Source organism: Falsiroseomonas sp. HC035 (genome assembly GCF_050563525.1).
Taxonomy (GTDB): Bacteria; Pseudomonadota; Alphaproteobacteria; order Acetobacterales; family Acetobacteraceae; genus Falsiroseomonas.
Genome location: NZ_JBNXUN010000003.1, coordinates 154,047 through 167,532, shown reverse-complemented (window position 1 = coordinate 167,532; position 13,486 = coordinate 154,047). Strand labels below are relative to the sequence as shown.

At 70.2% G+C, this 13,486-nt stretch carries 11 protein-coding genes; 8 read left to right on the top strand and 3 right to left on the bottom strand.

From position 1 onward, the window contains the following. Positions 1–89: 89 nt before the first annotated feature. The 3 genes from ACLF3G_RS08470 to ACLF3G_RS08460 form a co-directional block, all read right to left on the bottom strand. The gene (locus ACLF3G_RS08470; RefSeq protein WP_430668927.1) at positions 90–338 is read right to left on the bottom strand and encodes a hypothetical protein; all 249 of its coding nucleotides are present in this window, start codon (positions 336–338) and stop codon (positions 90–92) included. A 507-nt stretch (positions 339–845) separates the two neighbouring features. Beyond that, positions 846–1,898: a hypothetical protein gene (locus tag ACLF3G_RS08465; protein ID WP_430668926.1), complete on the bottom strand. Its 1,053-nt coding sequence runs from the start codon at positions 1,896–1,898 to the stop codon at positions 846–848. A gap of 170 nt (positions 1,899–2,068) precedes the next feature. Beyond that, positions 2,069–3,082 (bottom strand): hypothetical protein, encoded by a 1,014-nt coding sequence (locus ACLF3G_RS08460; protein WP_430668925.1) that lies wholly within the window; start codon positions 3,080–3,082, stop codon positions 2,069–2,071. A gap of 198 nt (positions 3,083–3,280) precedes the next feature. Here ACLF3G_RS08460 and pehA point away from each other — a divergent pair, with 198 nt between their 5' ends. Genes pehA through ACLF3G_RS08420 form a run of 8 tightly spaced genes read left to right on the top strand, consistent with a single transcriptional unit; the run spans position 3,281 to position 13,388 of the window. Next, entirely contained in the window at positions 3,281–4,843 is a 1,563-nt protein-coding gene (gene pehA, locus ACLF3G_RS08455; protein WP_430668924.1) for a phosphoric/sulfuric ester hydrolase PehA, read from the top strand. Positions 4,844–4,854: 11 nt separating this feature from the next. Beyond that, entirely contained in the window at positions 4,855–6,477 is a 1,623-nt protein-coding gene (locus tag ACLF3G_RS08450; RefSeq protein WP_430668923.1) for an ABC transporter substrate-binding protein, read from the top strand. A 3-nt stretch (positions 6,478–6,480) separates the two neighbouring features. Continuing rightward, positions 6,481–8,097, top strand: a complete 1,617-nt coding sequence (locus ACLF3G_RS08445) for an ABC transporter substrate-binding protein (protein WP_430668922.1) — start codon at positions 6,481–6,483, stop codon at positions 8,095–8,097. Then, positions 8,097–9,080 carry an ABC transporter ATP-binding protein gene (locus tag ACLF3G_RS08440; RefSeq protein WP_430668921.1) on the top strand — a complete coding sequence of 328 codons (984 nt, stop codon included), beginning with the start codon at positions 8,097–8,099 and terminating at the stop codon, positions 9,078–9,080. The genes ACLF3G_RS08445 and ACLF3G_RS08440 overlap by 1 nt, the downstream gene beginning before the upstream one ends. Further along, positions 9,077–10,087, top strand: a complete 1,011-nt coding sequence (locus ACLF3G_RS08435) for an ABC transporter ATP-binding protein (RefSeq protein ID WP_430668920.1) — start codon at positions 9,077–9,079, stop codon at positions 10,085–10,087. Before ACLF3G_RS08440 ends, ACLF3G_RS08435 begins: the two co-directional genes overlap by 4 nt. A 1-nt stretch (position 10,088) precedes the next feature. Then, a complete protein-coding gene (locus tag ACLF3G_RS08430) occupies positions 10,089–11,030 on the top strand; it encodes an ABC transporter permease (protein WP_430668919.1) in 942 nt (313 codons plus the stop codon). 2 nt (positions 11,031–11,032) lie between these two features. Then, entirely contained in the window at positions 11,033–11,914 is an 882-nt protein-coding gene (locus ACLF3G_RS08425) for an ABC transporter permease (protein WP_430668918.1), read from the top strand. A 19-nt stretch (positions 11,915–11,933) separates the two neighbouring features. Beyond that, positions 11,934–13,388, top strand: a complete 1,455-nt coding sequence (locus ACLF3G_RS08420) for an alkaline phosphatase family protein (RefSeq protein WP_430668917.1) — start codon at positions 11,934–11,936, stop codon at positions 13,386–13,388. The last annotated feature ends 98 nt before the right edge of the window (positions 13,389–13,486 follow it).

Genomic DNA, 13,486 nt, shown 5'->3' with positions numbered 1-13,486 from the left:
TCATCATCCCGCCTAGACTAGGTTGGATCGGCCGGAGGGAGAAAGTGCAATCGGCGCTGCCACGCCGGCTGTGCGACCTGGGTCGGGCGTCATGCGATCCACGCTACGCACCTGCTCCGGCCACCGTCCCGGGTTCGGCACCAGGTTGAAGTGGTGCCGGGAAGCGAGGTGTGGCGCTGTTCCGCCGTCGGCTGCTTGAAGCCCGCGCCGTAGCTCGCGTAGAGCAAGAACAGCTCGTCCAGCACCAGACGGGCGAAGTCGTTGTCCGCGCCGAGGTCGGTGGGGTCGAAGCGGTTGTAGGGCGTGGCGCCGAAGGACAGGTTGCGCGTGCAGTTCAAGATGCCGTCGGGCGAGCGGGAATTGTTGCGCGACGGACCACGTCGCGGGTGTTGTCGGTGACGCGCACGATCGGTTGACGGTGACGCAGGGGGCGTGGCGGAACCCATCCTTCGCGTTGCGTGCCAGCTGGCGGTCGAGCTCGGTGCCGGGGATGACGTCGACGGTGGCGGGCATGTCCGGCAGCCGGCGCTCGTTGCGCAGGGCAGTCGTCTTCACCGATGGCAAGAGGATCATGGCGGGCAGCCGCACCTCGCCCTCCGCGGGCGTGGCCGCCGGCTGTGCCAGGGCAGGCGACATCCCCAAGGCCAGGGCTGCCAGGGCCTCTGGGACAAGACGCTGCGGCACCCTTCCGCGCAGGGGCGCGGGGCGGTGGACGAACGACATGGCAGGAACTCCTCGAGCCCGACGTCGGCGCCATCCAATTGCAAATTTTCGCAGAATAAATCTTGAGCAAATTAACTTGGTGCTGTTTGCGGGCGCCTGGCCGCCGCGCAGGGCAGCGCTGTTCAGCTTTCGGCGTCGAAGGTCACGAGGGGGAGCGCGGCTTGCGCGCCGGCGATGATCTCGACGACCCGCGCCAGCTCGATGCGCGTAAGCCCGCTTCTCCCGGCGGCCAGTGCCAGCAGCCTCGGCGTGATGTCCGCCCGCGCGCGGTCGAAGGCCGAGCACTCGCCGAGCCGGCGCCCCGCAGCCTCGAGCCGCCGCAGGTCGCGCGCGGCATCCTCCAGCTTCCGAACCGCTTCGTCATCCGCCCGGCAGGGAAGGCCGGCAAGGCCCGTCACCGCATCGAGCAGATCGGACAGCAAGCCCCCTTCATACCGGCTCCGGCATGCCGCCGCGGTCTCCCCACGGATCGCGGCCATGTTGCGCCGTCGCTCCTCTCGTCCGGCCGGGGGGCCATAGTCGTCGGCATCCTCGAGACGGCTGACCAGCGCCTCGGCGTAGTCGGCCATCTCCCCAAGGCTCGGCGCGGATGAAACGGCCGTGGCGTGCGCCAGGAGCAGATCGTACAGGGCATCCTCGGCCAGCCGCACCACGACCGGCGCGAAGCCGCCCGCCACCCAGGCCACACGGGCCGGCGCCGCGGCTTCCCGCAGCAGCAGCACCGTGGCTGCGGCGAGCGCCGCCGGACCCTCCGCCACGATCGGCCCCAGCGTTGCGCGCAGGACGGACTCCGGTGGTCCGTCGCAGGCGCTCCGCCGGGCCGCCAGCAGCGCGACGCCATGCCGCCAGAGCGCCGCCGCAAGGTCCACGATCGGCCCCGTCGCATCGTGCGGCAATCCGGCGCGGTCCCAAGCCCCGCCTGCGCGCGGCAGCACGGCCACCCCGGCCGCAAGCCAGAGCCGCGCCCCCAATGCGGCAACCGACGCCTCATCATCCATGGACCTGTTGGCGCAGGCGGCTTCGATCGCCTCCACCTCGCCCCCGAGCGCGGCGCGCACAGCCTCGCCGAGCGGGGCAAGCGCGGAGCGTGGAATCGCCGTGGGGCTCCGCATCCATGCCGAGGTCGAGACAAGCGCGCCTTCAAGCGGCAGGGCGAGCAGCCGCAAGAACTGCATCGGCCGGACAGGTCGCAGCCGCTGCAGCCTCGGGCGCACGGAGGTAAGGAGAGCATCCGCCTCTCCACGGTTGGCGATCCTGTCCAGGATACCGACGATCCGGCCAAGTGTTCCGTCGGGCGCTGTGGCCAGGGCGGCACGGATCTGCCGTGCATCGGAGCCGAGAAGCGTCACGGCGCGCGCGCTCGCCGGGCCTCGTGCAGCGCGATGAGCGCCATGCGACCGCCGCGCGCCCAACTCGGCTTGAGCGGTAGCCGGCGTTGTGCGGAGGCGAGGCTGTCCCACCCGGTCAGCAGCTGAGACCAGTCATCCGCTTCGCGCGCCGGCACCGGCAGGCCAGCCAGGAGATCACCGAGGAAGTCGCGGCGCTTGACTGGCGGGATCTCGTCCCAGAGCGCGATCAGGCCGGACCACCCGTCCAGCAGGAGATCGAGGCGTCCCGCCTGCTCGCCGATCTCGGCCAGGACCCGCTCATTGCCGGCAATGCGGGCCGGCAGGTGCAACAGCGACGCGTGGAGCGGACGGAGGCAGCAGGGCAGCGCCGCGAGCGTGAGGCGCGCGCCTGCCGCGATGAGCGTTGCTGCCCGGCGCTCGGGCCCGTCCGGAAGCTTTTCGGCGAGGGCCAGCAGCTCCGCGCCAAGCCGCTCGATCGCGGCATGGCGACCTCCGAGGACGTCACCAGCGCCGGCTTCGATCGTCGCGAGCAGCTCGACGAGGCTGGACCGGCAAGACTGCACCTGCTGCGGGTTCATCGACGGGCTGGTTGCGCCACCAAGCCGCTGCTCGGCCCTTTCGCGGGCCTTCATGAGAACGGCAAGCACCGCGATGGACGCTGCCGCCGCGTCCCGGCCGGCGAGCCCGATCGCGGCAACGGAGCAGGCCGCCTGACGCACGCGTGCGGGCGTGATGGTCGGAAGCGCCGCCAAGTGTGGCCAGAGCTGGTGGTCATGCAGGGTCGGCGAAGCGAGGTTGATGGCCGCCTCCCATTTCAACACATAGATGCCGCGGCCGCCGAGGCCAGCCAGGACAAGCTCCGATCCACCTGTAGCCGCGCGACGAAGCCGCGCCCCGGCCAGCATCGGGGTCGTGAACGGGACGGCGACACCTCGTTCGGCGAAGGTCGGGGCGCGGTCGGGCTGCGCCATCGCATAACGATCCAGGATGCCGAGATCCGGTGTGTACATGCGATGCAGGATGACATGCGACCTGTGAACGCGCCCTGAAGGTTCGTTCTTGGACAGGGCGCGCGCGGGCTGCGGAAGCCGACCCGCGGCATGCCCCGGCGTCCCCGCCTGCTTCTGTCACAAAGTCTCAGCGCGACCGTCACACAGCCGTCGCGGCTCGCCCGGTAAGTCCCGCCGCATCGGATGGAGCGATGCGGCATGGCGCGACGGCAGAATGTTCTCCTCATCGTGGTGGATCAGTGGCGGGCGGACTTCGTGCCCGCACTCGGCGCCGGATTCCTGCGCACGCCGAACCTGGACCGGCTGTGCCGCGAGGGCGTGACGTTCCGCAACCACGTCACCAATACCGTACCCTGCGGGCCAGCGCGCGCCAGCCTGCTGACCGGACTGTACCTGATGAACCATCGCGCCGTGCAGAACACGGTGCCGCTGGATGCGCGCCACACCAACCTCGGCAAGCAGTTGCGCCTGATCGGCTACGATCCGGCGCTGATCGGCTACACGACGACGACGCCGGACCCGCGCAGCACCGGCCCGAAGGACCCGCGCTTCACCACGCTCGGCGACCTGATGGACGGTTTCCGAAGTGTCGGCGCCTTCGAGCCGAACATGGATGGCTATTTCGGCTGGCTGGCGCACCAGGGCTATGAGCTTCCGGCGAAGCGCGAGGACATCTGGCTGCCGGAGGGCGAGGACGCCGTGCCCGGCGCCACGAACCGTCCCTCCCGCATCCCGAAGGAGCTGTCGGACACCACCTTCTTCACGGAGAAGGCGCTGACCTACCTGAAGGGCAAGGGCGACAGGCCCTGGTTCCTGCACCTCGGCTACTACCGCCCGCACCCGCCCTTCATCGCGCCGGCGCCCTACAACACCATGTACGACCCGGCCGACATGCCGGCTCCGATCCGCGCGCCGCGGTGGGAGGCGGAGGCGGAACAGCATCCGTTGCTGCGCCACTACCTGCGCGCCATCGGCCAAGGCAGCTTCTTCCACGGCGCCAAGGGCGCCGGCGCCGGGCTCGACGAGGCCAGCATCCGGCAGATGCGCGCCAGCTATTGCGGCTTGATGACCGAGATCGACGACGCGCTCGGCCGTGTCTTTGCCTACCTCGAGCAGACCGGGCAGTGGGATGACACCAGCATCATCTTCACCTCCGACCATGGCGAGCAACTCGGTGACCACTGGCTGCTCGGCAAGCTCGGCTATTTCGACGAGAGCTTCCGCATCCCGCTGGTCGTGAAGGGCGCCGGCGGCACGGCGCGTGCGGGCCAGGTCGACGAGGCGCTGACCGAAAGCGTCGACGTGATGCCGACCATCCTGGAATGGCTGGGTGGCGAGGCGCCACGCGCCGCGGATGGCCGGTCCCTGCTGCCGCTGCTGGCGGGAGACAAGCCTGCCGATTGGCGCGACCTGCACCACTACGAATACGATTTTCGCGACATCCACTACTCGCAGCCCGAGACCGCGCTCGGCCTGACGATGGACACCTCCAGCCTCTGCGTCGTGCAGGATGCCGACTACAAATATGTCCACTTCGCCGCCCTGCCGCCGCTGTTCTTCGACCTGAAGCGCGACCCGAACCAGTTCGAGAACCGCGCCGAGGACCCGGACTACGCGGGCCGCGTAAAGGACTACGCCCAGCGCGCCCTGTCCCTGCGGCTGCGCCACGCTGAACGCACCCTGACCCATTTCCGTGCCACGCCGCAGGGCCTGGACGAGCGCCGCCCGGCATCGCCCGCGCTCCGCGCCGCCGCCGAATAAGGAGCCACGCCATGCAGATCTCCCGCCGCCTGATCCTCGCCGCGCCGGCGCTGGCGCTGCCGCGCTTCGCCATCGCGCAGGGCGACAACCGCCCCTCCATCACCATCGCCGTGCAGAAGGTGGTGAACAGCAACACGCTGGAAGTGCTGCGCGAGCAGTCCAACGTCGGCGAGCGCGTGTTCTTCTCCTCCCTGTGGGAAGGGCTGATCAGCCGCGACTGGCTCGGCCAGCTCGGCGCCGTACCGGGACTCGCCACGGAATGGCGCCGCATCTCGGACCAGGTGGTCGAGCTCAAGCTGCGGCCCGGCGTGCGCTTCCACAACGGCGATGAGATGACGGCGGAGGACGTGGTGTTCTCCTTCTCCCGCGACCGCATGTTCGGCACCACGCTGGCCACCGCGCAGGGCCGCACGATTCCGATCGGGGAGGGGATGCCGGCGCCGCGGGCCGGCAAGGAACTGCCGCCGGAAGTCCCCGCCGTCGCCCGCCGGTCCTGGCCGGCGCTGGAGCGGGTGGAGGCGGTCGACAAGTACACGGTGCGCTTCCACAACGCGACGCCGGACGTGACGCTGGAAGGTCGCCTGTCCCGCTACGGCAGCGAGATCATGAGCCGCCGCGGCTTCGAGGAGGCGGCGACCTGGCTGGACTGGGCGCGCAAGCCCGTCACCACGGGCCCCTACATGGTGGCCGAATACCGCCCCGACGTGTCGCTGACGCTGGTCGCGCATGACGCGTATTGGGGCGGCCGCCCGCCGCTGCGGCAGATCCGCTTCGTCGAGGTGCCGGAGGTGTCCTCCCGCATCAACGGCCTGCTGTCAGGCGAATACCAGTTCGCCTGCGACCTGCCGCCGGACCAGATTCCCGGCATCGAGGCCAACCGCGCCTTCGAGGTGCAGGGCGGCACCATCCTCAACCACCGCCTGATCTGCTTCGACAAGACCTTCCCCGCGCTGCGCGATGCGCGCGTCCGCCGCGCCATCACGCATGCGATGGATCGCCAGGCGATCGTCGACAGCCTGTGGGCCGGCCGCACCGAAGTGCCGAAGGGGCTGCAATGGCCCTACTACGACGAGATGTTCCACGCCGACTGGTCCGTGCCCGCCTACGACCCGGCCTTGGCGCGCCGGCTGCTGCGGGAGGCGAACTACCGTGGCGAGCCGATCCCCTATCGCCTGCTGAACAACTACTACACCAACCAGAACGCGACGGCGCAGGTGCTGGTCGAGATGTGGCGCCAGGTCGGCCTGAACGTGCAGATCGAGATGAAGGAGAACTGGTCGCAGATCCTGGAGCGCAGCCCGACGCGCGCCATCCGTGACTGGTCCAACAGCGCGCCCTTCAACGATCCGGTCTCGTCCATCGTCAACCAGCACGGCCCGAACGGCCAGCAGCAGCAGGTCGGCGAGTGGACGAACGAGGAGATGAACCGCCTGTCGGTGGAACTGGAAACCAGCACGGACCGGCCGCGCCGCCGCGCCATCTTCCGCCGCATGCTGGAGATCACGGAACGCGAGGACCCCGCCTACACCGTGATCCACCAGAACGCGACCTTCACCGCCAAGCGCCGCGACATTCGCTGGAAGGCGAGCCCCGCCTTCGCGATGGATTTCCGTGGCAGCAACTGGGGGGCCTGAGCCATGCATCGCCGCAGCTTCCTGCTTGCACCCGGTCTTCTGGCACCGGGCCTTCTCGCGATGCCGGCGCTGGCGCAGTCCGACCAGCGGCCGACCATCACCATCGCGGTGCAGAAGATCGCCAACACCAACACGCTGGAGACCCTGCGCGAGCAGTCCAACGTCGGCACGCGCACCTGGCACAGCTACGCCGAGACGCTGATCGAGCAGAGCTGGACCGGCGACCTCGGCCTGAAGCCGGCGCTGGCGGAATCCTGGCGCCGCATCGACGACCGCACGGTGGAGCTTTCGCTGCGCCGCGGCGTGCGCTTCCACGACGGCCGCACTATGACGGCGGAAGATGTCGCCTTCTCCTTCAGCGCGGAGCGCATGGGCTGGGGCATGACGGTGGAGCAGGCGCGCAACCTGTTCGCCGTGATCCCCGGCCAGACCCAGGGCCGCACGCCGCCGCCGGAGGTTCTCGCCGTCGCGCGCCGCACCTACCCGGCCTTCGAGCGCATCGAGATCGTGGACAGCCACACGGTGCGCTTCGTGAACAAGGTGCCGGACGTGACGCTGGAAGGCCGCATCAGCCGCAACGTCGGCATGATCCTGTCGCGTGACGCCTTCGAGAAATCCGCCTCCTGGCTCGACTGGGCGCGTCGCCCGATCGGAACCGGGCCATATCGCATCGCCGAGTTCCGCCCCGACCAGTCGCTGACGCTGGAGGCCTTCGACGACTACTGGGGTGGCCGCCCGCCGATCGCGCGTCTGCGCTTCATGGAAGTGCCGGAAGTGGCTTCGCGCATCAACATGCTGCTGTCCGGTGAGGCGGATTTCGCCTGCGACATGCCGCCCGACCAGATCGCGACGGTGGAACGCAACCCGCGTCACCAGGTGGTCGGCGGCCCGATCATGAACCATCGCCTCACGGTGTTCGACAAGAACCACCCGGTGCTGGCCAACCCTCTGGTGCGCCGCGCCTTCACCCACAGCATCGACCGCGACGCCATTACGGCCGCGCTGTGGGATGGCCGCGCGCCGGTGCCGAAGGGGCTGCAATTCCGCTTCTATGGCGAGATGTTCCACGACGACTGGGCCGCGCCGCGCTTCGACCTGGCCGAGGCACGCCGCCTGCTGCGCGAGGCGAATTACCGCGGGGAGGCGATCCCCTATCGGCTGCTGAACAACTACTACACCAACCAGACGCCCACCGCGCAGATCCTGGTCGAAGGCTGGCGCCAGGTCGGGCTGAACGTGCAGATCGAGATGCGGGAGAACTTCCCGCAGGTGCTGTCGCGCGAAGGAAGCCGCGGCGTGCGGGACTGGTCGAACAGCGCCAGCTTCAACGACCCCACCGCCTCCATCACATCCCAGCACGGGCCGCAGGGCCAGCAATGGCAGATCGGCGAATGGCGCAATGAGGAATTTGGCCGCCTGTCCGGCGAGCTGGAGACCAGCATGGACCGTGCCCGCCGCCGCGTTGTGTTCCGCCGCCTGCTGGAGATCGCGGAACGCGAGGACCCTGCCTATACCGTGCTGCACCAGTCGGTGAACCTGACGGCCAAGCGGCGCGAGATCGCCTGGACCGCCGCGCAATCCTTCGCCATGGATTTCCGTGGCCGGAACTGGGGCGCCTGATGGCGGCGCCGCTGGTCACGCTGCAGGGTCTGAAGGTTTCCTTCGACGGGCAGCCGGCGCTGCGTGGCATCGATCTCGATGTCGCGCGTGGTGAATCCGTGGGGCTGGTCGGTGAATCCGGCTGCGGCAAGTCGGTCACTTGGCTCGCCGCCCTTGGCCTGCTGCCTGGACGTGCCAGCATCGGCGGCAGCGTGAGGCTGGACGGACAGGAATTGCTGCACGCCGCGCCTTCGGTACTGGACCGCGTACGCGGCGGCCGCATCGCGATGATCTTTCAGGACCCCGCCAGCAGCCTGAACCCGGTGCATCGTATCGGCCGTCAGATCACGGAAGCGCTGCGCCTGCATCGCGACATGGACGGCGCGCAGGCGCGGGCGGAGGCGAAGCGGCTGCTCGACCAGGTCGGCATCCCGGATGCGGCGCGTCGGCTGGATGCCTGGCCGCATGAACTCTCGGGCGGCCAGAACCAGCGCGTGATGATCGCGATCGCGCTGGCCGGCCGGCCCGAACTGCTGGTGGCGGACGAGCCGACCACGGCGCTCGACGTCACCATCCAGGCGCAGATCCTGACCCTGCTGCAGGATCTGCGGCGGGAGACGGGGATGGCGCTGGTGCTGATCTCGCACGACCTCGGCGTGGTCGCGGATAGCTGCGAGCGCGTCTGCGTCATGTATGCCGGGCGCATCGTCGAACAGGCGCCGAGCGCGCGGCTGTTCGAGGCGCCTGCGCATCCCTATACGCGGGGCCTGATCGGCGCGCTGCCGCCCCTCGATGGCCCCCGGCGAAAGCTTGCCGCAATCCCGGGCGGCGTGCCGGAGCCCTGGGCGATGCCGCCCGGCTGCGCCTTCGCACCACGCTGCCCGATGCATGTCGGTGCCTGCGATGCGGGGGTACCCGACCAGGCCAGTATCGCGCGCCAGCACCGCGCCGCCTGCATCCGCGCCACGGTGCCGGCCAGCCATGCCCAGGTGGTCTACGCATGAGGCAGGATGCGGAGTTGCTGGTGGCGGCGGGCATCACGCGCCGCTACGCCATGCGTCGTGGCCTGATGGGTCGCACGGTGGAGGTGCGTGCCGTCGACGGAGTCTCGTTGAAGCTGGAACGTGGCCGCACGCTCGGACTGGTTGGCGAATCCGGCTGCGGCAAATCGACCACGGGCCGTCTGGTGCTGGGGCTGGAAGCGCCCGATGCCGGCAGCGTCGCCTTCGAGGGAAGGCCAATGCCGGCGCCAGACACGCAGCCTTGGCGCCGCCTGCGTGCCCGCATGCAGATGGTGTTCCAGGACCCGCTCGGCGCGCTGGACCGGCGCCTGACGATCGGCGCGCAGGTGGCGGAACCGCTGGAGATCCACGACATCGGCAACAAGGCCGACCGCACCGCCCGCGCCGCAGACCTGCTGCGCAGCGTCGGGCTGCGGCCGGACCAGGCGGCGCGCTACCCGCACGAACTCTCGGGCGGCCAGCGCCAGCGCGCCGTGCTGGCCCGCGCACTGGCGACCGACCCGGCGATGCTGGTCTGCGACGAGCCGATCAGTGCGCTGGACGTTTCCATCCAGGCGCAGGTGATGAATTTGCTGGTGGAGATCCAGGACCGCCTTGGCCTCGGCATCCTGTTCATCAGCCACGATCTGCGCGCGGTGCGTCAGGTAAGCCACCGCGTCGCCGTGATGTATCTCGGCCGCATCGTGGAGGAAGGCGAGCCCGATGCGGTGCTGCGCGACCCGGCGCATCCCTATGCGCAGGCGCTGGTCTCGGCCATCCCGCATCCCGGCAAGGTCGGACGGGGCATCGTGCTGCAGGGGGACCCGCCGAACCCGGCGGACCGTCCCTCCGGCTGCGCCTTCCATCCGCGCTGCGCCGTCGCCACCGCGATGTGTGCGCGCGAAACGCCGGTGCTGAAGCCGCGCCCCGTCGATGGCCGGCTGGTCGCCTGCCACGTGGCGCAGGGCGAGGTCGCGCCCGGCTTCGGCCCGATCCGAGAGGCTGCCTGAGATGATGCGTTTCCTCGCCGGCCGCCTGCTGCGCGCCGCGGTCACCATCGTCATGGTGGTGACTTTCGCCTTCGTCGTGCTGCGCCTGTCTGGCGACCCGGCGCAGATCATCATGGGCGCCGACGCGCCGCCGGAAGCGGTGGACGCCTTCCGCGTGGCCTGGGGCCTCGACCAGCCCGTCTGGCTGCAATACTTCCACTACTTCGGCGCCATCTTCCAGGGCGACCTCGGCCGTTCCATGCGCGATGGACGCGACGCGATCGTGCTGGTGGCGGAGCGCATTCCGGCGACGCTGGCGCTGACCATCCCGGCGCTGGTCATCAAGCTCGGGCTCGGCATTCCGGCCGGCATCACCGCGGCGCTGCACCGCAATTCCTTCATCGACCGGGCGGTGATGATGCTGGCCGTCGCCGGCTTCACGGTGCCGTCCTTCGTGCTCGGCCTGCTGCTGGTGCTGGTCTTCGCGGTGCAGCTTGGTTGGCTGCCCTCCGGCGGGCAGGAAAGCTGGCGCCATGCGATCCTGCCGATCATCACCATGGGCGTCGGCGGTGCCGCGGTACTGGCGCGCTTCACGCGCAGCGCGATGCTGGAGGTGTTGGGCCAGCCCTACATCCGCACCGCCTCCGCCAAGGGGGTGCCGTGGCGCGCTGTGGTCTGGGGCCATGCGCTGCCGAATGCCGCCATCCCCACCGTCACCATCGTGGGCTTCATGGTCGGCAGCCTGATCGCCGGCGCGGTGGTGGTCGAAAGCGTATTCTCCTGGCCTGGGGTCGGGCGGCTGCTGGTGGTCGCCGTGGCGAACCGGGATCTCGCCGTGGTGCAGTGCATCCTGCTGCTGGTCGCCGCCACCATGGTCACCGCCAATCTGGTGGTAGACCTGCTGTACGGCCTGCTCGACCCGCGCCTGCGCAACCAGCCGAAGCGCGCGGCGGGGGTCGCCTGAACATGTCCGACATCACCGCCCCCGCCACGCCGATCGCCGCCGCCCCGCCCAGGCCGGCACGGCCGCTGCCGCCGCCGATGGTGCTGTTCGGCCTGGCCTGGCTGGGCGCCATGCTGGTCATCGCCGTGCTCGCCGATGTCATCAGCCCCTATGGCTACACCGCGCTCGACCTGCGCAACCGCCTGTCGCCGCCGGTCTTCATGGGCGGCACCTGGCTGCATCCGCTAGGCACGGATGAGCTGGGGCGGGACGTGCTGGCGCGGCTGATCTATTCGATCCGGATGAGCCTGCTGATCGCCTTCGGCGCAACCATCATCGGCGCGGTGGTCGGCACCACGCTCGGCTTCCTGGCGGCGCATTTCCGTGGCTTCGTCGAACAGGTGGTGCTGGCGCTGGTGGATTTCTCCGCCAGCCTGCCCTTCCTGATCCTGGCGCTGTCGGTTCTGGCCTTCTTCGGCAACTCGATGGCGCTGTTCATCTGCCTTCTCGGCTTCCACGCCTGGGAACGCTATGCCCGCATCGCCCGCGGCCTCGCCATCAGTGCCGGGGCGCAGGGCTATGCCGCGGCGGTGCGGCAGCTCGGCGCCTCGCCCTGGCGCATCTATGGCCGGCACGTGCTGCCGAACATCGCCTCCACGCTCATCGTCTCGATGACGCTCGCCTTCCCCGAGATCATCCTGCTGGAATCCGGCCTGTCCTTCCTCGGCCTCGGCGTGCAGCCGCCTGAGACCTCCCTCGGCTCCATGGTGGGCTATGGCCGCGAATACCTGACACGGGCACCCTGGATCCTGCTGGCGCCGGCCTTCACCATCATCCTGACGACGCTCTCCGTCTCCCTGATCGGCGACTGGCTGCGCGACCGCCTGGACCCGACGCTGCGCTGAGCAGGGAGACTTCGACCGGATGCCCCGTTTTGTCCTGATCGCCCTCGACGGGCTGCGCCCGGACATGGTCTCGGCCCAGGCCACCCCGAATCTTACGGCACTCGCCGCGGCCGGGACGCGCTTCGCCAACGCCCGCAGCGTCTTCCCGAGCGAGACGCGGGTGGCGACGCCCTCGCTTATCACCGGCTGCCGGCCGGGCGGGCATGGCATGGTCGCGAACACGCTGTTCGATGCCGCCGCGGCGCCTGGCCGGCTGCTGCGGACCAAGCTGGTGGCCGATGTGATGGCCCTGGCGCAGGGCGCCGAAAGCCCGCTGGAACGCCCCAGTCTGGGCGAGCGCCTGGCCGAGGCAGGGCGCAGCTTCGTCCTGGTCAGCGCCGGCACCGCGGGGGCGGCGCGGCTGCTGCATCCGGCGGCCGATAGGCTCGGCGGCTTCCGCTGGAACGTCGAGGATACGGAGGGTGCGACCGCCGCGCTGGTGCGGGCCGAGCTCGGCGCGACCCCGCCGCATGCCGTGCCGAACCTCGGCCGCATCGCCCATGCCGGCCGGGTGCTGCTGGAACACGTGCTGCCGAAGCTGCGGCCCGATGTGGCGCTGCTGTGGCTGTCGGAGCCGGACATCGCCTTCCACTGGGGCGGCCTGCGATCGCCGGCGGCGCAGCAGGGGCTGCGGGCCGCGGATGCCGTGGTGGGCCAGGTGATGGCCTGGCGGGACGCCCAGCCGGATGCCGCCGAGATCGGTCTCATCGTGCTGTCCGACCATGGCCATGTCACCGGGCGGGGCAAGATCTCCCTCACGGCGGAACTGCGCCGTGCCGGGTTCCGCGCCGGCGATGGCCTGGCGCCGGATGTGGACGTGGTGGTCGCGCCGGCGGCAGCGCCCGGGCTCTGGTTCCGCGACCCGTCCCTGGCGCCGCAGGTGGCGGATTTCCTGGCGACGCAGCCCTGGGCCGGGCCACTGCTGGCGCGCGACCCGGGCATACTGCCGGCCGGCCACGCCATGGCGCTGTCCGTGCTCGGCAGCGGTCATCGCCGCAGCGCGGATCTTGTCGCGACCTTCGCTGGCCATGCGGAGGCCGATGAATGGGGCCTGCCCGGCCACGCGCCTTTCGATGCGCCGGACGTGCCGGAGGGCGGCGGCATGCATGGCGGGCTGCACCGGGCGGAACTGGCGACGGTGCTGGTGATGCAGGGCGGCGGCTTTCGACGCGGCGCAGTGGCGGAAACGCCGGCCGACCTGACCGACATCGCGCCCACCGTGCTGTACCTGCTCGGCCTCGATACCCAGCGCTGCGAGGGCCGGCCCCTCATGGCCGCCTGGGATGCCGCGCGGGACGTGAAGCCGATCGCCGAGCGGCTGGAATTGCCACGCGGCTTCGTGCTGGAGGCGATGCGTGCGGAGCCTGACGGGCGGCTCTACCCGACTGGAATGGTCGCGGAACGGCTGCCTTCCCGGTCCAGTGGTACGGCCTGACAGCCGGATGGCCAGCGTCTTGCCTGCCTCTCGGGCGTTGTTGCGCGCACGCGCCAAGCCGACACTGTTCCAGCGTTTGTGACGGTTTGTTGCCGGCG